Origin of the sequence: Citrobacter freundii complex sp. CFNIH9 (genome assembly GCF_002903305.1) — a bacterium.
In the GTDB taxonomy this organism is placed as follows: Bacteria; Pseudomonadota; Gammaproteobacteria; order Enterobacterales; family Enterobacteriaceae; genus Citrobacter; species Citrobacter portucalensis.
On sequence record NZ_CP026238.1, the window covers coordinates 3,022,298 to 3,046,687 of the forward strand.

27 protein-coding genes are annotated in these 24,390 nt (G+C 52.2%); 15 read left to right on the forward strand and 12 right to left on the reverse strand.

Features of this window, described 5'->3' with window-relative positions:
• Positions 1 to 31: 31 nt before the first annotated feature.
• Positions 32 to 1,861 carry an excinuclease ABC subunit UvrC gene (uvrC, locus tag C2U43_RS15510; RefSeq protein ID WP_103285445.1) on the reverse strand — a complete coding sequence of 610 codons (1,830 nt, stop codon included), beginning with the start codon at positions 1,859 to 1,861 and terminating at the stop codon, positions 32 to 34.
• The gene (gene uvrY / locus C2U43_RS15515) at positions 1,858 to 2,514 is read right to left on the reverse strand and encodes a UvrY/SirA/GacA family response regulator transcription factor (RefSeq protein WP_003834023.1); all 657 of its coding nucleotides are present in this window, start codon (positions 2,512 to 2,514) and stop codon (positions 1,858 to 1,860) included. The genes uvrC and uvrY overlap by 4 nt, the downstream gene beginning before the upstream one ends.
• 296 nt (positions 2,515 to 2,810) lie before the next feature.
• On the opposite strand from uvrY, the gene C2U43_RS30215 reads away from it, so the two are divergent.
• A complete protein-coding gene (locus tag C2U43_RS30215) occupies positions 2,811 to 2,954 on the forward strand; it encodes a hypothetical protein (RefSeq protein WP_418219448.1) in 144 nt (47 codons plus the stop codon).
• Positions 2,955 to 2,973: 19 nt separating this feature from the next.
• On the forward strand, positions 2,974 to 3,198 hold the full coding sequence (locus tag C2U43_RS15520) for a DUF2594 family protein (protein ID WP_003030482.1): 225 nt from the start codon (positions 2,974 to 2,976) through the stop codon (positions 3,196 to 3,198).
• Between the two features lie 66 nt (positions 3,199 to 3,264).
• On the opposite strand, the gene sdiA is transcribed toward C2U43_RS15520, so the two are convergent.
• From sdiA to C2U43_RS15560, 8 genes are all read right to left on the reverse strand, one after another.
• On the reverse strand, positions 3,265 to 3,987 hold the full coding sequence (gene sdiA / locus C2U43_RS15525) for a transcriptional regulator SdiA (protein ID WP_008785095.1): 723 nt from the start codon (positions 3,985 to 3,987) through the stop codon (positions 3,265 to 3,267).
• 230 nt (positions 3,988 to 4,217) lie between these two features.
• Positions 4,218 to 4,970, reverse strand: coding sequence for an L-cystine ABC transporter ATP-binding protein TcyN (gene tcyN / locus C2U43_RS15530; protein ID WP_003030477.1), 753 nt, complete (start codon positions 4,968 to 4,970; stop codon positions 4,218 to 4,220).
• Positions 4,967 to 5,635 (reverse strand): cystine ABC transporter permease, encoded by a 669-nt coding sequence (gene tcyL / locus C2U43_RS15535; RefSeq protein ID WP_003030474.1) that lies wholly within the window; start codon positions 5,633 to 5,635, stop codon positions 4,967 to 4,969. Before tcyL ends, tcyN begins: the two co-directional genes overlap by 4 nt.
• Before the next feature lie 21 nt (positions 5,636 to 5,656).
• Positions 5,657 to 6,643, reverse strand: coding sequence for a D-cysteine desulfhydrase (gene dcyD / locus C2U43_RS15540; protein WP_103285446.1), 987 nt, complete (start codon positions 6,641 to 6,643; stop codon positions 5,657 to 5,659).
• 107 nt (positions 6,644 to 6,750) lie between these two features.
• The gene (gene tcyJ, locus C2U43_RS15545) at positions 6,751 to 7,551 is read right to left on the reverse strand and encodes a cystine ABC transporter substrate-binding protein (RefSeq protein ID WP_003030469.1); all 801 of its coding nucleotides are present in this window, start codon (positions 7,549 to 7,551) and stop codon (positions 6,751 to 6,753) included.
• Between the two features lie 100 nt (positions 7,552 to 7,651).
• Positions 7,652 to 8,203, reverse strand: a complete 552-nt coding sequence (gene fliZ / locus C2U43_RS15550; protein WP_003030467.1) for a flagella biosynthesis regulatory protein FliZ — start codon at positions 8,201 to 8,203, stop codon at positions 7,652 to 7,654.
• A 57-nt stretch (positions 8,204 to 8,260) separates the two neighbouring features.
• Positions 8,261 to 8,980 carry an RNA polymerase sigma factor FliA gene (gene fliA / locus C2U43_RS15555; RefSeq protein WP_016153479.1) on the reverse strand — a complete coding sequence of 240 codons (720 nt, stop codon included), beginning with the start codon at positions 8,978 to 8,980 and terminating at the stop codon, positions 8,261 to 8,263.
• 162 nt (positions 8,981 to 9,142) lie between these two features.
• The gene (locus tag C2U43_RS15560) at positions 9,143 to 10,741 is read right to left on the reverse strand and encodes a flagellin N-terminal helical domain-containing protein (RefSeq protein WP_103285447.1); all 1,599 of its coding nucleotides are present in this window, start codon (positions 10,739 to 10,741) and stop codon (positions 9,143 to 9,145) included.
• A gap of 255 nt (positions 10,742 to 10,996) precedes the next feature.
• On the opposite strand from C2U43_RS15560, the gene fliD reads away from it, so the two are divergent.
• The 4 genes from fliD to amyA all read left to right on the forward strand — a co-directional run bounded on the left by fliD (position 10,997) and on the right by amyA (position 14,747).
• Entirely contained in the window at positions 10,997 to 12,397 is a 1,401-nt protein-coding gene (fliD, locus tag C2U43_RS15570) for a flagellar filament capping protein FliD (protein WP_103285448.1), read from the forward strand.
• A gap of 15 nt (positions 12,398 to 12,412) precedes the next feature.
• A complete protein-coding gene (fliS, locus tag C2U43_RS15575; protein ID WP_103285449.1) occupies positions 12,413 to 12,820 on the forward strand; it encodes a flagellar export chaperone FliS in 408 nt (135 codons plus the stop codon).
• On the forward strand, positions 12,820 to 13,191 hold the full coding sequence (gene fliT / locus C2U43_RS15580; RefSeq protein WP_003030458.1) for a flagella biosynthesis regulatory protein FliT: 372 nt from the start codon (positions 12,820 to 12,822) through the stop codon (positions 13,189 to 13,191). Before fliS ends, fliT begins: the two co-directional genes overlap by 1 nt.
• A 68-nt stretch (positions 13,192 to 13,259) precedes the next feature.
• The gene (gene amyA / locus C2U43_RS15585; RefSeq protein ID WP_103285450.1) at positions 13,260 to 14,747 is read left to right on the forward strand and encodes an alpha-amylase; all 1,488 of its coding nucleotides are present in this window, start codon (positions 13,260 to 13,262) and stop codon (positions 14,745 to 14,747) included.
• Positions 14,748 to 14,787: 40 nt separating this feature from the next.
• Here amyA and yedD read toward each other — a convergent pair whose 3' ends face one another.
• A complete protein-coding gene (gene yedD, locus C2U43_RS15590; RefSeq protein WP_042307689.1) occupies positions 14,788 to 15,201 on the reverse strand; it encodes a lipoprotein YedD in 414 nt (137 codons plus the stop codon).
• Positions 15,202 to 15,365: 164 nt separating this feature from the next.
• Here yedD and yedE point away from each other — a divergent pair, with 164 nt between their 5' ends.
• Together yedE and yedF are read left to right on the forward strand one after the other, a co-directional pair.
• Positions 15,366 to 16,592, forward strand: a complete 1,227-nt coding sequence (yedE, locus tag C2U43_RS15595) for a selenium metabolism membrane protein YedE/FdhT (RefSeq protein WP_442861433.1) — start codon at positions 15,366 to 15,368, stop codon at positions 16,590 to 16,592.
• The gene (yedF, locus tag C2U43_RS15600) at positions 16,589 to 16,822 is read left to right on the forward strand and encodes a sulfurtransferase-like selenium metabolism protein YedF (RefSeq protein WP_000790504.1); all 234 of its coding nucleotides are present in this window, start codon (positions 16,589 to 16,591) and stop codon (positions 16,820 to 16,822) included. The genes yedE and yedF overlap by 4 nt, the downstream gene beginning before the upstream one ends.
• 54 nt (positions 16,823 to 16,876) lie before the next feature.
• Here the strand turns inward: yedF and fliE are convergent, their stop codons facing one another.
• On the reverse strand, positions 16,877 to 17,191 hold the full coding sequence (gene fliE / locus C2U43_RS15605) for a flagellar hook-basal body complex protein FliE (RefSeq protein ID WP_079935374.1): 315 nt from the start codon (positions 17,189 to 17,191) through the stop codon (positions 16,877 to 16,879).
• Between the two features lie 216 nt (positions 17,192 to 17,407).
• Here fliE and fliF point away from each other — a divergent pair, with 216 nt between their 5' ends.
• The 7 genes from fliF (at position 17,408) to fliL (ending at position 24,390) form a co-directional block, all read left to right on the forward strand.
• Complete coding sequence (gene fliF, locus C2U43_RS15615) at positions 17,408 to 19,081, forward strand: flagellar basal-body MS-ring/collar protein FliF (protein WP_008785112.1); 1,674 nt, start codon at positions 17,408 to 17,410, stop codon at positions 19,079 to 19,081.
• Positions 19,074 to 20,072: a flagellar motor switch protein FliG gene (fliG, locus tag C2U43_RS15620; RefSeq protein ID WP_003030443.1), complete on the forward strand. Its 999-nt coding sequence runs from the start codon at positions 19,074 to 19,076 to the stop codon at positions 20,070 to 20,072. The genes fliF and fliG overlap by 8 nt, the downstream gene beginning before the upstream one ends.
• Positions 20,065 to 20,772 (forward strand): flagellar assembly protein FliH, encoded by a 708-nt coding sequence (fliH, locus tag C2U43_RS15625; protein WP_003834049.1) that lies wholly within the window; start codon positions 20,065 to 20,067, stop codon positions 20,770 to 20,772. Before fliG ends, fliH begins: the two co-directional genes overlap by 8 nt.
• Positions 20,772 to 22,142 carry a flagellar protein export ATPase FliI gene (fliI, locus tag C2U43_RS15630; RefSeq protein ID WP_003030440.1) on the forward strand — a complete coding sequence of 457 codons (1,371 nt, stop codon included), beginning with the start codon at positions 20,772 to 20,774 and terminating at the stop codon, positions 22,140 to 22,142. The genes fliH and fliI overlap by 1 nt, the downstream gene beginning before the upstream one ends.
• Positions 22,143 to 22,163: 21 nt before the next feature.
• Positions 22,164 to 22,607 (forward strand): flagellar export protein FliJ, encoded by a 444-nt coding sequence (gene fliJ, locus C2U43_RS15635; RefSeq protein WP_003834052.1) that lies wholly within the window; start codon positions 22,164 to 22,166, stop codon positions 22,605 to 22,607.
• Positions 22,604 to 23,818 (forward strand): flagellar hook length control protein FliK, encoded by a 1,215-nt coding sequence (gene fliK / locus C2U43_RS15640; protein ID WP_103285452.1) that lies wholly within the window; start codon positions 22,604 to 22,606, stop codon positions 23,816 to 23,818. The genes fliJ and fliK overlap by 4 nt, the downstream gene beginning before the upstream one ends.
• Positions 23,819 to 23,922: 104 nt before the next feature.
• On the forward strand, positions 23,923 to 24,390 hold the full coding sequence (fliL, locus tag C2U43_RS15645; RefSeq protein WP_003834054.1) for a flagellar basal body-associated protein FliL: 468 nt from the start codon (positions 23,923 to 23,925) through the stop codon (positions 24,388 to 24,390).

The window sequence follows — 24,390 nt, forward strand, 5'->3', positions numbered from 1 at the left end:
GTGAAATTACCCCTATGTTGCTACAGAGGGCCTAATGTTTCAACGAGTAGAAGATCTTTTCTGCCAGAGCTTGCGAAATACCCGGCACTTTTGCAATTTCTTCGATACTTGCGTTACGAAGGCCTTGCAAACCTCCCATATATTTCAACAACATCTGGCGACGCTTTGGCCCGACACCTTCGATGGTCTCAAGCGTGCTGGTGCTTTTCACTTTCGCCCGCTTTTTACGATGCCCGCTAATCGCATGATCGTGAGATTCATCGCGGATATGCTGGATAACGTGCAATGCAGGCGAATCCGGCGGCAGGCTAAAGCCCTCACCTTCCGGCTCAAAGAACAGCGTTTCCAGCCCTGCTTTACGATCGGTGCCTTTTGCCACCCCCAGCAAGAGCGGGTGCTGTTTGTCCCAGGGAACATCCAGCTCAGCAAAAACGGCTTTTGCCTGCCCTAACTGACCTTTACCGCCGTCGATCAATATGACGTCCGGAATCTTACTTTCTTCAATCGCCTTACCATAACGCCGACGCAAGACCTGATTCATCGCCGCATAATCATCACCCGGCGTAATGCCGGTAATGTTGTAGCGGCGATACTCTGCGCGCAGCGGGCCATTGGCATCAAAGACCACGCAGGAGGCTACCGTCTGCTCACCCATCGTATGGCTGATGTCGAAGCATTCCATACGCTTCACCGCAGGTAACTTCAATACCGACGCCAGCGCCGTCAGACGTTGCGTAATCGTCGACTGCTGAGAAAGTTTTGTGGTGAGCGCCACTGCCGCGTTGGTCCGCGCCAGCTTGAGATAACGTGCGCGATCTCCTCGCGGTTTCGTCTGCACGTTAATCTTCCTGCCGGCCAGTTCAGACAGAGAGTCTGCCAGCAGGGTTTTATCGCTAAGATTAAAATCGAGCAGGATCTCCCCGGGTAAGGTACGCATCTGGCTCCCCTGCAGATAAAACTGCCCGACAAAGGTTTCGACGACCTCGCCGAGTTCCGTGCCACCGGGTACTTTCGGGAAATAGCTGCGGCTGCCCAGCACTTTACCCTGGCGAATAAACAGAACGTGCACACAGGCCATACCGGCGTCAAACGCCACGCCAATGACGTCCAGATCGTCTCCGGTATTAGAGACAAACTGTTTTTCTGTCACGCGGCGTACGGCCTGGATTTGGTCACGAATGCGCGCAGCCTCTTCAAATTCGAGATTTTGGCTGGCCTTTTCCATGCGGGCGATCAGCTGCGTTAATACCTGATCGTCTTTTCCGGACAGGAACAGACGAACATACTCGACCTGCTGCGCATACTCTTCCTCACTCACCAGACCCGCGACACACGGACCAAGACAGCGGCCAATCTGATATTGCAGACAAGGCCGAGAACGGTTGCGATAAACGCTGTTTTCGCACTGGCGGATAGGGAATATTTTCTGCAACAGCGCCAGCGTTTCACGCACCGCATAACCGTTCGGGAACGGTCCAAAGTACTCGCCTTTGGCATGCTTTGCCCCGCGATGCATCGCCAGACGCGGGTGCGTATCACCGCTAAGGAATATAAAAGGGTAGGATTTATCATCGCGCAGCAATACGTTATAGCGCGGCTGATACAGTTTGATGTAGTTGTGCTCAAGCAATAACGCTTCGGTTTCAGTGTGCGTTACCGTGACATCAATCTGCTGGATTTGCGCGACCAGCGCTTCGGTCTTGCGTGACGCAAGATTACTACGGAAGTAGCTGGAAAGCCTTTTTTTCAGGTCTTTCGCTTTCCCGACATAGATAACCGTCCCGGCGGTATCATACATACGATAGACGCCGGGCTGACTGGTCACGGTTTTCAGGAACGCTTTGGCATCAAACTCGGTCACTGGCTTGTTAATGTCTCCGCATTACACAGGCCATGGCGAATTGCCAGGTGAGTCAGCTCTACATCGCCGTGAATGTTTAATTTACTGAACATTCGATAGCGATAGCTGTTCACCGTTTTAGGACTAAGATTCAGTTGCTCTGAGATCTCATTGACCTTCTGACCTTTGGTGATCATCAGCATAATCTGCAACTCGCGTTCAGACAAACTGGCAAACGGGGTTTCCGTTTTCTCAGGCTCAATCTGGCTGAGCGCCATTTGCTGAGCGATATCGGAGGCAATATAACGCTGCCCGGAAAAAACCGAACGAATGGCACTCACTACTTCCTGGGGGGCGGCGCCTTTGCTGAGATACCCTGCGGCCCCTGCCTGCATAACTTTTGCAGGTAATGGGTTTTCGGTGTGTACCGTCAGCATGATCACTTTAATGTCTGCCGTGGAACGCGCAATTTTGCGGGTTGCTTCCAGACCGCCAATACCGGGCATATTCATATCCATCAGCACAACGTCAACGGAATTTGAGCGGCACCATTTTACCGCATCTTCACCGCAGCACGCTTCGCCGACAACTTTTATGCCTTTTATATCTTCCAGAATGCGTCGTATCCCTGCGCGCACCAGTTCGTGGTCATCAACAAGAAAAACGTTGATCAAAGGAATATCTCCAGAATAGGGATAACGCTACCGATAGTTAATCGGCCCTATGTTAACGGGTTTTATCTCAACTTTGAAATGTAAAAAACGCCCGACTTTCGATTTTGCTCTCGTTTTTGGAAATTAGATTGTACGACGAGTGGAAACTTTCAGTCCTGACAGCCTTCTGCCACGGTTATATCTGCATAGCTGTTTCAGAATAGTGACAAAAAATTCATATTCCCCCGCTGAATGCAAAATAGGCAGTCAAAGTTGTAACAATAATTAACGAGGAAAATACTCGAAATAAACAACATGTGGAGAAAATATATGCACTGCAACATGTTGTTTATTTTAATGTCCACAACATTGGTCCGCGCAAAAAACAACCACAGATATTTTTAGCCTCGCTTATGGTATACTCCGCCGCCTTAAGATTTGACATCGCACTTTTTCATTGAAACATAACGAGGAAAATAAATGAGTACGCCTGACTTTTCCACTGCTGAGAATAACCAGGAACTGGCCAATGAAGTCACCTGCCTGAAAGCCATGTTAACGCTGATGCTGCAGGCAATGGGTCAAGCCGATGCAGGCCGCGTGATTCTTAAAATGGAAAAACAGCTCGCGCTGATTGAAGATCAATCACAGGCGGCGGTATTTTCCAACACGGTTAAGCAAATTAAACAAGCTTACCGCCAGTAAAAAGAAACCGGCTGATAGCAATGCTCTCAGCCGGTTTTGCGTCTGACACTCAGAACGATAATTTACTCAGATAAGCCCGGTTGCCGCGGCATAACAGGCTATCTGCGTTTTGTTTGGTGCATTGAATTTCTTTTGCATATTCTTCTGATGGAAGTTCACGGTATTTTCAGAAATCGACAGAATGATGGCTATCTCAGAAGAGGTCTTCCCCTCCGCCGTCCATTTCAATATTTCCTTTTCCCGCTTGCTAAAGCGCATTTCTGGCGCCATAACCATGTCATCTTCCAGCCGCGTCAGTACAGACAGGCTTTCCCGCACCAGAAGCTGCATCCTGAGCTCCACTTCATCGCTCGCAAGGCGACTGTTACGAATACTTGCACGCGATACAGATAAAAAACCCAACGCCCGATTAGGCAACATTAAGCATTGCGTCATCCCTTTGCGTAAACCGTGATTGCGTGCGGCGTCCCACAAAGGTTGCGCATCGCGAAACAGAGTATCGTTCCAGGGTAAATGCCCCTGACTGAAGTTTTCAGGTTTCAGCACCGGATCAATGGCGAAATAATTTTCGGACTGATAATGCGCCACCCATGCTTTGGGATAGGTCGTATGAAGAGACGTTTTAGGTCGGGTAAAAGGTACCGGATGACGAACACAGAGCGCGTAAAAATCGAACTCTAAGTGCTGCGTCTGTTGTTGTAATTCCGTATAGACATCCTCTGCCGTCGCCATTTCCTGAAAGCGTAACAGCATGCTCCGTCGCCAGGTGAAGAAATCATGATCCTGCATACTAAGTGGTAATGCCCCTGAGATTGATAATCATCCAAACATATGAAACAAGCTAACACATAAATGTATTTTATATATGCAAATTATCGGACAAATGAAGAATTACTTGAGTATTACTCAGCAGTGGAAGGAAGTAACAGATTCAAGCATTAATAATAAAGCAATAATTATAAATAGTTATGCGAACAGCACTCGCCAGAAACAATTCCGACGAGTGCTATATGCACTATTTATTGCATCAAAAACTTCTCAAGAAACTGGCGGGTACGCGGCTGCTGCGGATGCGTGAATAAGGATTTTGCGGGTCCCTGCTCCACTATCCGTCCTTGATCCATAAATATCGCTCTATCGGCAACATCGCGAGCAAAGCTCATTTCATGCGTCACAATTACCATGGTGCGTTTTTCCTGCGCCAACTGGCGGATGGTATTAAGTACCTCGCCAACCAGTTCAGGATCAAGTGCGGAGGTCGGTTCATCAAAAAGAATAACCTCAGGTCGCATCGCCAGCGCTCGGGCAATCGCTACGCGCTGCTGCTGTCCGCCCGATAAACGCCGCGGATAGCTGGTTTCTTTGCCCGCCAACCCGACTTTCGCCAGCAATTCACGCGCACGAGCTGTCGCTTCAGCTTTTGGTTCACCTTTGACTATCACCGGCCCTTCAATAATGTTTTCCAGCACCGTCCGATGCGGGAACAAATTAAAGTTCTGGAACACAAAACCGACGTGCTGACGTAACTGACGAATCAGCCCTTTCTGCTGGGTCAACGAACGCGCGGTATCAATGGTAATCTCACCCACTTTAATAGTGCCCGCCTCCGGTTGCTCCAGCAAATTAATGCTACGCAGCAGCGTGGTTTTGCCCGATCCGCTCGGCCCGATAATCGCTACTACTTCACCAGGTTTGACGTCAAGATCGATCCCATGCAGCACCGTTTGCCCATGAAATTTTTTGACCAGGTTTCTGACTTCGATAGCACTCATTTCGGCTCTCTCTCCTGGCGGTTCAGTTGTTCTTCAAAATAGTTTTGCAGCGCAGAAAGCACCGTCGCCATCACCCAGTAAATCAACGAGGCCGCCAGATACATCGTAAAGACTTCCAGCGTACGCGAGGTAATCAGCTGCGCCTGACGGAATAGTTCCGGTACCTGAATAGTGGCGGCCAAAGAGGTATCTTTCACCAGACTGATAAAGCTGTTGCTCAGCGGCGGCAACGCAACGCGCGCAGCCTGCGGCAGGATTGCCCGGCGCATGGTCTGCCAGCGCGTCATACCAATACTGGCTCCTGCCTCCCACTGCCCTTTATCGATGGAAGAGATTGCCGCACGCAGAGTTTCCGCAGCATAGGCTGCCGTATTCAGCGACAAGCCAATCATCGCCGCCGGGATGGGATCAAGCTCAATACCAAACTGCGGCAGACCGTAATAGATCATGAACAGCTGGGCAATTAGCGGTGTTCCGCGAAAAATAGAGATATAAAAACGCGCCAGCCAGCGCACAGGCAACAGCGGCGACAAACGCATCAGCGCCAGGATAAACCCCAGCACGAGGCCAAAAAACATCCCGCCGATACTCAGTTGAAGCGTAAAAACCGCGCCTTTGAGCAGATACGGCAGAGAATCAATTACCAGTTGGATACTTTCATGCATTAGCGTTTTTCGACCTGGTTGTTACACGTGAGGATGGTAGGCAAACAGTGCAGGTGCCCCACCGGTATGAATAAAGAGGATTGGGCCTTCGTCTTTGAAGCGTTTCTGGCTGATACCGTCAATCAAACCCGCCATCGCCTTACCGGTATACACCGGATCCAACAAAATGCCTTCCAGGCGCGCCAGCAGTTTTACCGCCTCCATGCCTTCTTCGTTTGGCGTACCGTAGCCCGGCGCAAAATAATCGTCCCATAACAGGATATCCGCCGAGGCCGTCAGTTCCAGTTCGCGGGCAATATCCTGCTGCAACGTTACAACTTTGGGCTTTTGATCGGCGACGCTGCGCGAGACGGTCACGCCGATGAGCTCGACGTCTGGCATCAGTTGTTCCAGGCCCACGGCCAGCCCGGCGTGCGTTCCCGCACTGCCCGATGCCACCACAACGGAAGAAAGCGCAACGGCCCCTTCACACTGCTGGGCAATTTCCAGCGCGCTTTCCACATACCCCAATGCGCCCAGGGCGTTAGAACCCCCAACCGGGATCACATACGGGCGGAAGCCCTGTGCTTCAATGCGCGTCGCCAGCTCCTGAAGTTGCGCATTCGGGTCGGTCAGCGCATCGCACATTTCGATTTGCGTATTAAACAGGTCCAGCAGCAGACGGTTGCCGTTGGTGAGATAGTTTTCCGCAGTAGTGCCAATCGGATTTTCCAACAGCGCCACGCAGTGCAGACCAAGCTTAGCCGCTACCGCCGCCGTCTGGCGAACATGGTTAGACTGGATGGCACCCGCGGTTATCAGCGTATCAGCACCTTCACGAAGTGCGTCTGCGGCCAGGAATTCCAGCTTACGCAGCTTATTGCCGCCCAAGGCCATCGGCGTGACGTCATCGCGTTTGATGAAAATATCGCGCCCGAGGTAGTCGGAGAAGCGTGGAAGATATTCGAGCGGCGTTGGCGCGCCAATAAATTCCATACGTGGAAAGCGCGTTAAGTTATGCAGCGGCATACAGCCTCCGGTATTCGTTGTTGTGATGTTCTTTTTATTATGCACGCTCAGGCGCAATGAAATAAAAAAAGGCGCTGTTAAAGGCGCCTTTTTTCATCGAATGCCGATTATTTCGTCACATCCGCTCCAAACCATTTTTCAGACAGGGCTTTCAGCGTACCGTCTTTCTGCATTTCAGCAATGGCCGCATCAACCGCTTTCAGCAGATCTTCATTGCCTTTGCGCAGCGCCACGCCGGACTCCTGGCGGGAGAATGCTTCACCGGTCACAGCCAGCGTATCCTTGGTTTTCTTGACCAGATCCAGCGCCGCCAGACGGTCAACCAGAATGGCGTCGATACGGCCTACACGCAGATCCTGGTATTTGGTCGGGTCATCATCATAGGTACGAATATCCACGCCCTGCACGTTCTGGCGCAGCCACTCTTCATAGTTGGTGCCCAGACCAACGCCGACTTTTTTACCTTTCAGATCGGCAGCGGTCTTAATAACGCCTTCATTACCTTTCTTCACCAGCGCCTGAATACCAGAAACCGTATACGGGGTAGAGAAATCGTATTTTTTCTTACGTTCGTCAGAGATGGTCACCTGGTTGATGACCACGTCAATGCGCTTGGAATCAAGAGAGGCCAGCATACCGTCCCACTTGGTCGGCTTCAGGTTAGCTTTCACCCCAAGGTGCTTGGCCAGTTCCTCAGCAAACTCCACTTCGAAACCGGTCAGCTTGCCGTCATCGCCCTGAAAACTAAACGGGGGATAGGTCCCTTCCAGGCCCACCAGCAGCGTGCCGCGCTCTTTAACTTTATTTAACAGACCTTCATCTGCATAAGTCTTTACGCTCATTCCAGCGACAAGTGCAACAGCCATTACACCCATCAGAGCCTGACGTCCCAGAAGTGCTAATTTCATAGTTACCCCGAATATTGTCATTAGTGACTATCATTTATGACTACAGTGTAAAGCGTTTGCTGTGTTCCACAAACACGACTCTGTTACACCTTATTCGTTTTTAATATATATCAGAACTGGCTGTCCAGGAGGATTTCTGCATATGTCCCATATGCGTATGGGCTTTGAACTGCTCATACTTACGCAAGGCGATGCGGTAATTGTTGGTGCTGGTTTCCGGCAGCCACGGGGCAAGGTTTTCGTCGAGGAACCCTTCCTGCAGCAGGTCATGAGAGATATTTTGTTCGGTCAGGTGATTCCCGAGGCGACGCAGGCGGACAACGTATTCACGTACTGTGCCGTGGCTCATTTCGGTTTGCTCAAACAAAAATTGTTTAAATCCAATAATGTCGAAAAAGTCGCTCTGCTCTTTGCAATGCAAATCACCGCAAAAACGACACAGCGCCACCCACTCTTTTTTCTCCTGCTCCCACTCGGCTTCATCCAACAAAGTGTCCAGTCGAGCGATGGCGATTTTATTCACAATTTGCCCGCGACGAACCAGCGTGATCCGGTCGAGCAACTTAAAGCAATGGGCGCAATGCGTCTGGCTGTGTTTGAAATCTTTGAGGTAGCGGCTTAGAGGCCGTCTTTTTGATTGCTGCACCGTCATGAGAACTCCTGGTAGTCAATTCGTAATGCGGCATTGTTCAGGGGTAATAATGTACCCCTATAGCTTACCCAGCTTGGTGCGTAGACGTTTGATGGCCTGACTGTGCAACTGGCTGACCCGTGATTCCCCGACTTCCAGTACCGCACCAATCTCTTTCAGATTCAGCTCTTCCTGGTAGTACAGCGTTAACACCAGCTTTTCGCGCTCCGGCAACGCCTCGATCGCGTCCATCACGCGCTGGCGGAGGTTACCCTCAAGTAGCTGTTGTAACGGGTTTTCCTGCTGATGTTCTTCCGTCACCAGCTCAATACTATCGCCATGCTCTTCCCGCCACTCGTCATATGAGAAGAGTTGGCTGTTATTGGTATCGAGCAACATCTGACGATACTCTTGCACAGGAATAGCCAGACGCTCCGCCACTTCGGTTTCCGTCGCGTTGCGCCCTAATTCCTGCTCCAGTTGTCCCATCGCCTGTGCCACTTCGCGAGCATTGCGCCGAACGCTACGCGGCACCCAATCCCGGCTACGTAGTTCGTCCAGCATTGCTCCACGAATACGCTGCACTGCGTAAGTGGTAAATGCCGTTCCTTGCAAAGCGTCATATCGGTCAACGGCATTCAATAACCCGATGCCGCCCGCTTGTAGCAGGTCATCCAGTTCTACGCTCGCCGGCAAACGCACCTGAAGGCGCAATGCTTCGTGACGCACCAACGGTACATAACGCTGCCACAGCGAGTGTTTATCCATTACACCTTCAGCGGTATACAGTGAATTCACGATAAACAGCCCTGCGTTAAATGAGTTATCGGCATGATTATCCGTTTCTGCAGGGGTTTTAATCGGGTGAATAGTGGGTGAAATGGGGGGTTATTTGGGGGTTACGGGTAAAGCTAAATGTAAAAAACCCCGCCGGAGCGGGGTTTGCGCAATGAGCGTAAATTAACGCAGCAGAGACAGAACGTTCTGCGTAGTCTGGTTAGCCTGCGCCAGAACAGAAGTACCCGCCTGTTGCAGGATCTGAGCACGAGACATGTTAGACACTTCGGTCGCGTAGTCAGCGTCTTCGATACGGCTACGAGCAGAAGACAGGTTGTTTACGGTGTTACCCAGGTTGGTGATAGCAGAATCGAAACGGTTCTGTACCGCACCCAGGGAACTACGCAGTTTATCAACTTTAGCCAGCGCTGAGTCCAGTTTTTCCAGAGGATTATTGGTGCTAATTGCTTTCAAATCGCTTGCGGTCAGTTCTTTGGTTTTATCAGTAGTTGCTGTTGGTGCCGCTGTACCCAACGCCCCTAAAGTGGTTGCATAGGTTTTATCACCATCACGAACAATCGTTTTAGCGCTACCATCAGAGCCAAGAGCAAACTCAACATTTTTTCCGTCAGCATCTTTGATCACGGAAGTGTTACCAGTGGTTTTGTCCACATTGACGGCCAGATATTTACCATCTGCAGTTTTAGCTGCATACGTATCTGCAATAGCCTTGCCATCTTTGTCGAGTACCTGACGAACTTCAAGGTTTTTCCCATCAGCATATACAGACATTGGGGAATCATTGAATGCCAGAGCCTTACCAACCTTACCTCCAGCCAAATCAACAGATTTGGCAACACCAGCATCGTCAACAAATGCAGTTACACGACCACCAAAGTTTGCCAGTTGAACATCTTTACCTTCAACCTGAACTTTTTCATATCCCGTGCCAGATTGTTTCAGCAAGCTGAATTCATTACCCGCAGTGTTATCGTCCTGCCCTACAAAATAGGTCTGACCTTCAACTTGAATCTGGTATACCTTGGTACCTGCGGTACCCGTCGCATCTGTTGTATCCAGAGTATCAGTTGCAACACCAGCTCCAAAATAAGCAGCCGCAGTGGCTGCTGTTTTAAAAGTCGCTCCAAAGGCATCAACGCCGCCTACTTTACCATCAGCAGAAGCTACTTGCGTCAGACCGGGTGCTGCTTCGCTTTTCAGTGCAACGGATGAGGAAGTCGGAACTTTACCCGGTGCAACACTGAAGCTATCCAGCCCTAAAGTCTTAGCGTCGATTTTGTCCAGTTGAATTTCGATGGTTTCGCCATCATTAGCACCAACCTGGATTTTCATGGTCTGGTCAGCGGCCAGTACTTTCACGCCGTTAAACTGAGTCTGACCGGATACGCGGTCAATTTCGCTCAGACGCTGGGTGATTTCGTCCTGAATGGAGTTCAAGTCGGAATCTGAGTTGGTACCGTTGGTAGCCTGAACAGACAGTTCACGGATACGCTGCAGGTTGTTGTTGATTTCAGACAGTGCGCCTTCAGTAGTCTGAGCAACGGAGATACCGTCGTTGGCGTTACGGGAAGCCTGAGTCAAGCCTTTGATGTTAGAGGTGAAGCGGTTAGCAATCGCCTGACCAGCAGCATCGTCTTTCGCGCTGTTGATACGCAGACCGGAAGACAGACGCTCGATAGCGGAACTCAGAGAAGACTGAGATTTGTTCAGGTTGTTCTGGGTCAACAGCGACAGGCTGTTTGTATTGATGACTTGTGCCATGATCTTTTCCTTATCAATTACAACTTGATGTTATTGGGCTGTTGCCCACGGTTTCTGACCGTAACCCATGTATCGGCACCTTAAATTCGAACTTTAGAAAATTTTTACTTTCCGTTCTCTTTTTTCTTAGCCCATGAAATACCCTCTTTATATGCCACTATTCTGCGCATTATTTTTACAAAACTATCATTAAACTTTGCGCGCAGATTGCCGATAACCCGCTTAACTACTGTTTGCAATCAAAAGGAATTAGGCATGGCTTCATTTACTTCTCTGGGCGTCGGTTCAAATCTGCCGCTGGATACATTGCTAACGAATCTGACCATAGCTGAGAAAAAACGCTTAAACCCAATCACACAACAACAGAGCGACAATACATCTCGTCTGACAGCTTATGGCACATTAAAAAGCTCATTGGAAAAATTCCAGACAGCAAATAGTGCACTTAATAAAGCCGAAATATTTAGAAGTACTACCGTTACCAGCAGCACTGAAGATCTAAAAGTTTCCACTGAGGCCGGGGCAGCGCCAGGCATTTATACCATCAGTGTCACACAACTGGCTCAGGCGCAATCTTTGAGCACAGCAAACGTATCCTCAAGTAAAGATGCATTGGGTAACGGTTCCGCTAGCCGTACCATTAAGATTGAACAACCTGGCCGTAAAGAGCCGCTGGAGATTAAACTCTCTCAAGACAAAACCACACTGGACGATATCAGCAAAGCGATAAACGATACTGATAGTGGTATTTCAGCCAGTATTGTTAAAGTTAATGAAAAAGAGTTCCGTCTTGTACTGACTGCTGCCGAAGGTACGGATAGCAAAATGACTATCTCGGTTGATGGTGACAGCAAACTCAACGATCTGCTGGCCTACGACAGTACAGCCGGCACCGGTAAAATGGACGAATTGGTTGAAGCACAAAACGCCAAACTCACCATGAACGGTATCGATATCGAGCGTCAGAGCAACAAAGTAACCGATGCTCCGCAGGGTGTTACGCTGGAACTGACCAAAAAAGTCACTGACGCACGTGTCACCGTAACGAAAAGTAATGAGAAAGCCACTGAAGCCATTAAAGGCTGGGTGGATGCTTATAATTCTCTGCTTGATACATTTAATACGTTGACCAAATACAAGGCCGTTGACCCTGGCGCAGAAGAACAGGATAAAAGTAATGGTGCACTACTTGGTGACAGCGTAGTTCGCACCATTCAAACCGGTATCCGCGCACAATTTGCTAATGGTGCAAGTGATGGTGCATTCAAAACATTAAATGAAATTGGTATTAAGCAGGACGGCGCAACCGGCAAGCTGAAAATTGATGATGATAAGCTTAAAAAGGCGCTGAACGAAAATACAGCCTCCGTGCGTGAACTGCTGGTTGGCGACGGCAAGGAAACCGGTATTACCACCAAAATTGCCACCGAAGTAAAAAGTTATTTGGCTGATGACGGTATTATCGACAGTGCGCAAGACAGTATTAACGCCACACTGAAAAAACTGACTAAGCAGTATCTGTCAGTCAGCGCCAGTATTGAAGATACGGTGGCGCGTTACACGGCACAGTTCACACAGTTGGACACCATGATGAGCAAGCTCAACAACACCAGCAACTATCTGAGCCAACAATTTACGGCGATGAATAAATCCTGATAACACGAGGTAAGCATGTATACCGCGAGCGGTACCAAAGCCTATGCACAGGTCAGCATAGAGAGTGGCGTGATGAGCGCCAATCCGCATCAGTTGATCGAAATGTTGTTTGATGGTGCGAACAGCGCCCTGGTGCGCGCTCGCCTGTTTATGCAACAGGACGATATCGTCGCCAAAGGCGAGGCGTTAAGTAAAGCCATTAATATTATCGACAATGGTCTGAAAGCAGGTCTGGATCAGGAAAATGGCGGTGAAATCGCCACCAACCTGTCTGCGCTCTATGACTATATGATTCGCCGTTTACTGCAAGCCAACTTGCGTAATGATTGTCAGGCTATTGAAGAAGTCGAAGGGTTGCTCGGCAACATTGCGGAAGCCTGGAAACAGATCTCACCGAAAGCGTCGTCCCAGGAGTCTCGTTAATGACCTCAGCCGTGGAGTTTATCAACCGTTGGCAGCGCATCGCGCTACTCAGTCACTCGCTGCTGGAACTGGCGCAGCGGGGTGAATGGGACCTTTTACTGGAACAGGAAGTTACCTATCTGCAAAGTATTGAAGTGGTCATGGAAGAGCAAACTCCACCAGGCATTACACGAAGTATTCAGGACTTAGTGGCCGGGTATATTAAACAGACGCTGGATAACGAACAGTTACTGAAAACACTGTTACAACAGCGGCTGGATGAACTCAGCAATCTTATCGGCCAGTCGACGCGCCAGAAGACGCTCAATAACGCCTATGGCCGTCTTTCCGGCATGCTGTTAGTACCCGACGCCCCCACCGCCCCGCAATAATTTTCTGTTAAATCTGAATAATCTTCCATACTCCAGAGGTCGGCCAAACGACTTCTGGAGCACGGAAGATGAAAAATCCCACGTTATTGCAGTATTTTCACTGGTATTACCCCGATGGGGGTCAACTCTGGCCCGAGCTTGCCGAACGCGCAGGCGGACTCAATGATATCGGCATCAATATGGTATGGCTTCCCCCCGCCTATAAAGGCGCATCAGGCGGTTATTCCGTTGGCTACGACTCGTACGATCTGTTTGACCTGGGCGAGTTTGACCAGAGGGGAACCATCCCCACCAAGTATGGCGATAAAAACCAGCTGCTGGCGGCAATTGACGCGCTGAAACACAACGACATCGCCGTACTGCTCGACGTGGTGGTTAACCACAAAATGGGCGCAGATGAGAAAGAAAAGATTCGCGTCCAGCGGGTTAACGCCGACGATCGCACGCAAATAGAGGATGAAATTATCGAATGTGAGGCCTGGACGCGCTATACCTTCCCCGCCCGCGCAGGCCAGTATTCACAATTCATTTGGGACTATAAATGTTTCAGCGGGATTGACCATATCGAGAACCCCACCGAAGACGGCATTTTCAAAATCGTTAACGATTACACCGGTGAAGGCTGGAACGATCAGGTGGATGATGAGCTGGGTAATTTTGATTATCTGATGGGTGAGAACATCGATTTTCGTAATCACGCCGTGACCGAGGAGATCAAATACTGGGCGCGCTGGGTGATGGAGCAAACCCAGTGCGACGGCTTTCGTTTAGATGCGGTGAAACATATTCCGGCATGGTTTTATAAAGAGTGGATTGAACACGTACAGGAAGTCGCGCCCAAACCATTGTTTATTGTCGCGGAATACTGGTCCCACGAGGTCGACAAACTGCAAACCTACATTAACCAGGTGGAGGGGAAAACCATGCTGTTCGACGCCCCTTTGCAGATGAAATTCCACGAGGCCTCCCGTCAGGGCCGCGATTACGACATGAGCCAGATTTTCACCGACACGTTAGTCGAGGCCGATCCGTTTCATGCCGTCACGCTGGTTGCCAATCATGACACCCAGCCATTGCAGGCGCTGGAAGCCCCTGTCGAGGCGTGGTTTAAGCCGCTGGCCTATGCGTTGATCCTGCTGCGGGAAAACGGCGTACCGTCGGTGTTTTATCCTGACCTCTACGGAGCGCATTACGAAGACACCGGCGGCGATGGCGAAACCTATCCTATCGACATGCCGATCATTGAACAACTTGATGAACTGATCCTCGCACGCCAGCGCTTCGCGCATGGGGTACAGACGCTCTTTTTCGATCATCCTAACTGTATCGCTTTTAGCCGCAGCGGAACGGACGAAGATCCCGGCTGTGTGGTGGTGCTGTCTAACGGCGATGACGGGGAAAAAACCATCAATCTGGGGGCGAATTACGGTAATAAAACCTGGCGCGATTATTTGGGAAATCGCGAAGAAAGCGTGGTGACCGATGAAAACGGGGAAGCGACGTTTTTCTGCAACGGCGGTAGCGTCAGCGTGTGGGTGATTGAAGACGTGTTGTAATACTCAACCCCGGTGGCTACTGGCTACCGGGGCGTGCTGCTTATGGCAGCGGTGTGGCCAGCGGCGTTTTCGTTAACGCGTCAGCGCACTCCTGCGTCGGGCGATCCACCCGTTGCAGCGTCATGCCATCATACTCCAGCGTATTGCCTTCGCGCTCAATCTCATACAGCTCACGTTTCACCGTCACGTTGGTGAGATCGCCGGAAATCATCGTCAGTTTCCCCGGCAGGGCAATGACCCGCTGCCACTGGCGACAATCCAGCGTGTCACCCTCTTTCGTCACTACCAGGCTGGCAATGGCTTCCGGGCTTACCAGGCTACGTTGCGGTCCTTTTGACTGCCAGTAACCTTCCAGACCGGCTGGCGCGGGCGTTTTCACCACGTCGTTATAATTCTCTACTTCGGCGCATCCGCTCAACGCCAGAAATACCCCAACGATTGCTAATTTTTTCATCATTCATCCTGCATGCGAAGAAAATGGGATTGTGGCATTAAAGGCCTGATGCCGCCAGCCTTTCGGTGGCATTGAGAAAGATTGATCCAGACGGTGTTACCTCTTATTACTCATAGTCAAAAATTCTGATCGGTGTAGTATCCACACTTCTTGTTACATACCTTCTGAGTTCAGAGGCAAAACGCATGTCATGGCAACACTTCAAACAGGCCTGGTTAATTAAATTTTGGGCCCCTGCCCCTGCGGTCATCGCAGCGGGTATTCTCTCTACTTACTATTTCGGCATTACGGGAACCTTCTGGGCCGTGACCGGTGAATTCACCCGTTGGGGTGGTCAAATCCTGCAATTATTTGGCGTTCACGCCGAAGAGTGGGGTTACTACAAGCTGATCCATCTTGAAGGCTCACCCCTGACCCGCATCGACGGTATGATGATCCTCGGTATGTTCGGCGGCTGTTTTGCTGCCGCACTCTGGGCCAACAACGTCAAACTTCGCATGCCGCGCAGTCGGATACGCATCATGCAGGCGATAGTCGGCGGGATTATTGCCGGATTCGGCGCCCGTCTGGCGATGGGGTGTAACCTGGCCGCGTTCTTCACCGGCATTCCACAGTTCTCGCTACACGCCTGGTTTTTTGCGCTGGCAACAGCCATTGGCTCGTGGTTTGGCGCACGTTTTACCCTGCTGCCGATATTCCGTATTCCGGTCAAAATGCAGAAAGTCTCCGCCGCTTCCCCGCTGACGCAAAAACCGGATCAGGCGCGTCGCCGTTTCCGCCTGGGCATGCTGGTGTTTATCGGCATGATCGGCTGGGCGCTACTCACGGCGATGGATAAACCCAAGCTCGGTCTGGCGATGCTGTTCGGCGTTGGGTTCGGACTGCTGATTGAACGGGCGCAAATCTGCTTCACCTCCGCCTTCCGCGACCTGTGGATTTCCGGTCGCACCCATATGGCAAAAGCGATCATCTTCGGGATGGCGGTCAGCGCCATCGGTATCTTTAGCTATGTGCAACTGGGCGTCGAGCCTAAAATCATGTGGGCGGGTCCGAATGCGGTGATTGGCGGCTTGCTGTTCGGCTTTGGCATCGTTTTAGCGGGCGGATGTGAAACCGGCTGGATGTATCGCGCCGTTGAAGGCCAGGTGCATTACTGGTGGGTTGGTCTGGGCAACGTTATTGGCTCGACCATTCTGGCCTACTACTGGGATGATTTTGCTCCCGCGCTTGCCACTAACTGGGACAAAGTGAATCTGCTCAACACCTTCGGCCCGCTCGGCGGTCTGCTGGTGACCTATCTGCTGTTGTTTGCCGCGCTGATGCTCATTATCGGCTGGGAAAAACGTTTCTTCCGTCGCGCAGGGCTGACGCCTGCCAAGGAGTCTGTATGAAAAATATCGTGCCTGATTATCGCCTCGATATGGTCGGCGAACCGTGTCCGTACCCGGCTGTAGCCACGCTGGAAGCGATGCCGCAATTGAAGAAAGGTGAAATTCTGGAAGTGGTGAGCGATTGCCCGCAGTCAATCAACAATATTCCACTGGATGCGCGTAATCACGGCTATACGGTGCTGGATATTCAGCAGGATGGTCCAACGATCCGCTATTTGATTCAGAAGTAACTGGTTGCCGGATGGCACTGCGCTTATCCGGCAAACATTCTCTGCACGTTGTCCCTACACCTGCATCGACATGACTTCCTGATACGCCGACACCAGTTTGTTACGCACCTGAATACCCATCTGCATCGATACCGACGCTTTTTGCATATCGGTCATCACATCATTTAACGCAATGCCCGGCTCACCCAGGGTAAATTTCTCAGCCTGCGTACGGGACGCGGTTTGCACATCGCTGATTCTGTCTAACGCCGCATGCAGTTGTCCGGCAAAACTCACGGTCGGTTGTGGCTGCATATCCTGCGTTTTTGCTGACATCGCCGTGGCCTGTAACTGGCTGATGACCCCTTCAATCCCCTGTATTGCCGACATTCTGATCCCCTGGATGATTTTTTACGTAGCTGAGATTACCAGTTAGTCAATAAGATAAAGGCGTTAAATAACGATAAAAAACCACGGTTTTTAACGCATAGAAAAATTCGAAACCGCAAATAATGAGACCGTCAATTTTTCGAGTTTGCTGACCCGGGAGTGAGTCTTGTTCCACTTTGCAAAAAACGCCGTCCACGATAAGCCACGAGGTGCGAGATGAGTGCGACAGCATCGACTGCAACCCAGCTTAAACCTCTCGAGTGGTTAAACCGCCTGCGCGCGAATCCCAGAATTCCTTTGATTGTGGCGGGAGCCGCTGCCGTCGCTATCATCGTGGCGATGGTCCTGTGGGCCAAAGCGCCTGACTATCGCACGCTGTTCAGCAATCTTTCCGATCAGGATGGTGGCGCGATTGTCACCCAACTGACGCAGATGAACGTTCCCTATCGTTTTACTGAGGGAAGCGGTGCTATAGAAGTTCCTGCCGATAAAGTCCACGAACTGCGCTTACGTCTGGCGCAGCAAGGCCTGCCGAAAGGCGGCGCCGTTGGTTTTGAACTGCTGGATCAGGAAAAGTTTGGTATCAGCCAGTTTAGCGAGCAGGTCAACTACCAGCGTGCGCTGGAAGGTGAATTAGCCCGTACCATTGAAACGCTGGGACCGGTAAAACGCGCCCGCGTGCATCTGGCAATGCCGAAACCGTCGCTGTTTGTGCGTGAGCAAAAAGCGCCTTCAGCCTCCGTGACCGTTAACCTTGAACCGGGCCGTGCACTGGATGAAGGTCAGATCAGTGCAGTTACGCATCTGGTTTCCAGCGCTGTCGCCGGGTTACCGCCGGGCAACGTTACGCTGGTCGACCAGGCGGGTCATCTGCTAACTCAGTCGAACACCAGCAGCCGCGATCTTAACGATGCGCAGTTGAAATACGCCAGCGATGTCGAAGGCCGCGTTCAACGCCGTATCGAATCGATCCTGTCGCCGATTGTCGGCAACGGTAACGTACATGCGCAGGTCACCGCGCAGCTGGATTTTGCTAATAAAGAGCAAACCGAAGAACAGTACCGTCCAAACGGTGATGATTCCCAGGCCGTGCTACGTTCACGTCAGTTAAACGTCAGCGAGCAGATCGGAAGCGGAGCGCCAGGCGGCGTACCGGGCGCGTTGTCTAATCAGCCAGCACCGGCGAATACCGCGCCAATCGCCAACCCTCCGGCTAATCAGCAAAATGCGCAAACCACGCAGACGGCAAATAACAGCAATAATGCCGGACCACGCAGTACGCAGCGCAATGAAACCAGCAATTATGAAGTCGACCGTACCATTCGCCACACCAAAATGAACGTCGGCGATGTGCAGCGTCTCTCGGTTGCAGTGGTGGTCAACTATAAAACGTTGCCGGACGGCAAACCGCTGCCGCTAACCGCCGATCAGATGAAACAGATTGAGGATCTGACCCGCGAAGCGATGGGCTTCTCCGACAAACGTGGCGATACCCTGAACGTGGTGAACTCTCCGTTCACGGCGACCGACGATTCCATGGGCGAGCTGCCGTTCTGGAAACAGCCGTTCTTTATTGATCAGTTGATGACCGCAGGCCGTTGGTTACTGGTTCTGCTTGTTGCCTGGATCCTGTGGCGTAAGGCTGTTCGTCCGCAGTTGGTTCGCCGCAGCGAAGAAGCAAAAGCGGTACAAGAACAAACGCGTATTCGTCAGGAAACCGAAGAAGCGGTAGAAGTTCGCCTCAGCAAAGACGAACAGACCCAGCAGCGTCGTACGAATCAGCGTCTGGGTGCAGAAGTGATGAGCCAGCGTATTCGTGAAATGTCAGATAACGATCCGCGCGTCGTGGCGCTGGTCATTCGCCAGTGGATGAGTAACGATCATGAGTAATGCCCTTACCGGTACCGATAAAAGCGTCATCCTGCTGATGACCATTGGCGAAGATCGCGCTGCTGAGGTGTTTAAACACCTTTCCACGCGCGAAGTTCAGGCGCTGAGTACAGCGATGGCGAACGTACGCCAGATCTCCAACAAACAGTTGACGGAAGTGCTGGCCGAATTTGAGCAAGAAGCAGAACAGTTTGCCGCGCTGAATATCAACGCCAACGAATATCTGCGCTCCGTGCTGGTGAAAGCGCTGGGCGAGGAACGCGCCTCCAGCCTGCTGGAAGATATTCTGGAAACCCGCGATACCACCAGCGGCATTGAAACGCTCAACTTTATGGAGCCGCAAAGCGCCGCCGACCTTATCCGCGACGAGCATCCGCAGATTATCGCCACCATTCTGGTGCACCTCAAACGGGGCCAGGCCGCCGATATTCTGGCGCTGTTCGACGAGCGTTTACGTCACGACGTGATGCTGCGTATTGCTACCTTCGGCGGCGTGCAGCCTGCCGCACTGGCAGAACTGACCGAGGTACTGAACGGTCTGCTCGATGGCCAGAACCTCAAGCGCAGCAAAATGGGCGGCGTGAGAACGGCGGCAGAAATTATCAACCTGATGAAAACCCAGCAGGAAGAAGCGGTTATCACCGCCGTACGCGAGTTCGACGGCGAACTGGCGCAGAAAATTATCGACGAAATGTTCCTGTTCGAAAACCTGGTGGACGTCGACGATCGCAGTATCCAGCGCCTGCTGCAGGAAGTGGATTCCGAATCGCTGCTGATTGCGCTGAAAGGTGCCGAACAGCCGCTACGCGAGAAGTTCCTGCGCAACATGTCGCAACGTGCTGCCGATATTCTGCGCGACGACCTTGCCAACCGCGGTCCGGTGCGCTTGTCGCAGGTGGAAAACGAACAGAAAGCGATTCTGCTTATTGTGCGTCGTCTGGCGGAAACCGGCGAGATGGTGATCGGCAGCGGCGAGGATACCTATGTCTAACGAACTGCCGTGGAAAGTCTGGACTCCGGACGATCTCGCCCCACCGATGGCAGAGTTCGTGCTGGCCGACCACAGCGAAACGCCGCTGTCCGAAGAGACGGAAGAACCCGAGCTTTCAGCAGAGCAACAGCTTGAACAACAGCTCGCACAGCTGCAAATGCAGGCCCATGAGCAAGGGTATAACGCGGGGCTGGCGGAAGGTCGACAAAAGGGTCATGAACAAGGCTATCAGGAAGGTCTGAGCCAGGGGCTGGAGCAAGGCCAGAACCAGGCGCGAGCACAGCATGCGCCGATTCATGCCCGTATGCAGCAGCTGGTGAGCGAGTTTCAGAATACGCTGGACGCACTGGACAGCGTCATTGCCTCGCGCCTGATGCAAATGGCGCTGGAAGCTGCGCGTCAGGTGATTGGTCAGACGCCTATCGTGGATAACGCTGCGCTGATTAAGCAGATCCAACAGTTATTGCAACAGGAACCGCTGTTTAGCGGTAAGCCACAGCTGCGCGTACATCCGGACGATCTCCAGCGTGTTGAGGAGATGCTCGGTGCCACTCTCAGCCTGCACGGCTGGCGGCTACGCGGCGATCCCACGCTGCATCACGGCGGTTGTAAAGTCTCAGCCGACGAAGGCGATCTGGATGCCAGCGTCGCCACTCGCTGGCAAGAACTCTGCCGTCTGGCAGCGCCGGGAGTCGTGTAATGACCACTCGCCTGACTCGCTGGCTCAATACGCTGGACAACTTCGAAGAGAAAATGTCGCTGCTGCCTGCGGTGCGTCGTTACGGTCGTCTGACCCGCGCCACCGGGCTGGTGCTGGAAGCTACGGGGTTACAGCTGCCGCTGGGTGCCACCTGCGTCATTGAACGCCAGGATGGCAACGAAACCCAGGAAGTTGAAAGCGAAGTCGTAGGCTTTAACGGTCAACGTCTGTTTCTGATGCCGCTCGAAGAGGTCGAAGGCGTTCTGCCCGGCGCGCGCGTATACGCGAAGAACATTGCCGGAGAAGGTCTGCAAAGCGGGAAGCAATTACCGCTTGGCCCTGCTCTGCTGGGTCGTGTGCTGGACGGTAGCGGCAAACCGCTCGACGGACTGCCCGCCCCGGATACCACCGAAACCGGCGCGCTGATTACGCCACCGTTTAACCCGCTGCAACGTACCGCAATTGAACACGTTCTGGATACTGGCGTACGCCCCATCAACGCGTTATTAACCGTTGGTCGCGGTCAGCGTATGGGACTTTTCGCAGGTTCCGGCGTCGGTAAAAGCGTCCTGCTCGGCATGATGGCGCGCTATACCCAGGCCGATGTCATCGTCGTGGGCCTGATTGGCGAGCGTGGCCGCGAAGTTAAAGATTTTATTGAAAATATTCTCGGCGCTGACGGTCGCGCACGCTCGGTAGTGATTGCCGCTCCGGCGGACGTCTCGCCGCTGTTACGTATGCAAGGCGCGGCCTACGCCACGCGCATCGCCGAAGATTTCCGCGATCGCGGACAGCACGTATTGCTGATTATGGATTCCCTCACCCGCTATGCGATGGCGCAACGTGAGATAGCCCTGGCGATCGGCGAGCCGCCGGCGACTAAAGGTTATCCGCCGTCAGTATTCGCCAAATTACCGGCGCTGGTTGAACGTGCCGGGAACGGTATTCACGGCGGCGGTTCAGTCACCGCGTTTTATACGGTACTGACCGAGGGTGACGACCAGCAGGACCCGATTGCCGATTCCGCGCGCGCAATTCTGGACGGCCACATTGTGCTGTCACGTCATCTGGCCGAGGCGGGTCACTATCCGGCCATCGATATTGAAGCCTCGATCAGCCGCGCCATGACCGCGCTCATTAGTGAAAAACATTACGCACGGGTGCGCAACTTTAAACAGTTGTTGTCCAGCTTCCAGCGTAACCGCGATCTGGTTAGCGTGGGGGCGTATGCCAAAGGCAGCGATCCAATGCTGGATAAAGCCATCGCCTTATGGCCACAGCTGGAAGCGTTTTTACAGCAAGGCATCTTTGAACGGGCTGACTGGGAAGATTCTCTACAAGCTTTAGAACTGATTTTCCCTGGTGTGTGATTAAGCAGGAGAGCATAGGTCATGGCACAACATGGTGCGTTAGCAACACTGAAAGACCTGGCTGAAAAAGAGGTAGATGACGCCGCTGTCTTATTAGGAGAGATGCGTCGTGGCTGTCAGCAGGCAGAAGAACAATTAAAAATGCTGATCGATTATCAGCATGAGTATCGCAACAATCTGAATACCGATATGGGCCAGGGTATTACCAGCAATCGCTGGATTAACTACCAGCAATTCATTCAGACGCTGGAAAAAGCGATTGAACAACACCGCCAACAGCTCAATCAGTGGACGCAAAAAGTGGACATGGCTTTGAACAGTTGGCGCGACAAAAAACAACGATTACAGGCGTGGCAGACGTTGCAGGACAGACAAACCTCGGCGGCGTTACTGGCCGAAAACCGTCTGGATCAGAAAAAAATGGATGAATTTGCTCAGCGCGCAGCTATGAGGAAACCCGAATGATTACTTTACCCCAACTGATTACCACCGACACCGACGTAGCCGCAGGTCTTCAGTCAGGCAAAGCGGTAGATTCACCCGAAGATTTTTTAGCGCTGCTGGCTGGCGCATTAGGTGCGGGCGACGCGCAGGGTAAAGACGCTCCGCTGTCGCTTGCCGACTTACAGGCGGCCAGCAGTAAGCTGCAAAAAGGGTTACTGCAAAAAAATGGCGATGCCGCACAGTCGGTCAAATTAACCGATCTGTTGGCGCAACAGGAGCAACAAACCGAGGCTTCTCTTGCCGACATGACAGACGCTCAGCAACTGTTGTCTGCTCTCACACCTTCACTGAAAGCTAATGCCCTGACGACGCTGGGCAAAGTTGCTCAGCAGGACGAAAAAAGCACTACGCTGAGTGATGACGATCTCGCCAACCTGAGCGCACTGTTCGCCATGCTGCCAGGACAACCACTGGCTACGCCTGCCGTCGACAGCGCACCAGCCTCTGTTGATGCCACTCTTTCGGTGTTGTCACGTGGCGCGGTACACGGCGCGACGACTGATAACGCAGACGAATTGCTGCCGGGTGATGCCAAAAAAGGCAAAGCGGATGTCACAATTGCTGGCGGTGGTGCTAATCAGGCAAACAATCCAGCACTAACCCCGCTGACGGCGGCGGCGAACGCCAGAGCTGAAATCGACAGCACCCCGTCACCGACCAGCATTGGCATGACTGCGGCCCCGCTAAGTGGTCCACAAACACACGCACAACCGTTACCGACGGCCGCGCCGGTGTTAAGCGCTCCGTTAGGTAGCCATGAATGGCAGCAATCGCTGAGCCAGCACGTCACATTGTTCACGCGCCAGGGCCAGCAAAGCGCAGAGCTGCGTCTGCATCCGCAAGACCTGGGTCAGGTACATATTTCCCTCAAACTGGACGACAACCTCGCACAGTTACAAATGGTTTCACCGCACAGTCACGTGCGCGCCGCACTGGAAGCCGCATTACCGATGCTGCGTACGCAGTTGGCTGAAAGCGGCATTCAACTGGGGCAAAGCAACATCAGCAGTGAAAACTTCGCTGGCCATCAGCAGTCTTCCGGGCAGCAACAGCAGGCTGGTCGCGCTCAAGGACAAGACATTTTTGCCGCTGAAGATGACGCAATACTGGCAACCCCAGCCTCGCTGCAAGCCGCTGCCCGCGGCGATGGCGCAGTAGACATCTTCGCCTAACGCCAGAGGTAGCATGATTATCCGCGTCTTTTCCACGCTTTGTCGTGGACAGGACACGGGATAATCAGCCCATAAGCTGTACCGAAACAGGAAGCCCGTATCTGATGACTGACTCCGCGATTAACAAAAAAAGTAAACGCGCTATTTGGATCCCTCTGCTGGTATTAATTACCCTCGCCGCCTGCGCAACTGCGGGTTATAGCTACTGGCGCATGCAGCAGCAGCCGTCCGCCAGCGTCAAAGCGGAACCGCCTCCACCGCCAGCCCCGGTATTCTTTGCGTTGGATACCTTTACCGTCAATCTGGGTGATGCAGATCGTGTGCTGTATATCGGTATCACGCTGCGCATGAAAGATGAGGCGACACGTTCACGTCTTAACGAATATCTGCCGGAAGTGCGCAGCCGCCTGCTGCTGCTGTTCTCTCGTCAGAATGCAGCCACACTCGCCACCGAGGAAGGTAAGCAACAGCTGATTACCGCCATCAAAGAGACGCTGGCGACTCCGCTCGTTGTTGGGCAGCCGAAACAGGTTGTCACCGACGTTCTTTATACAGCTTTTATTCTGCGGTAA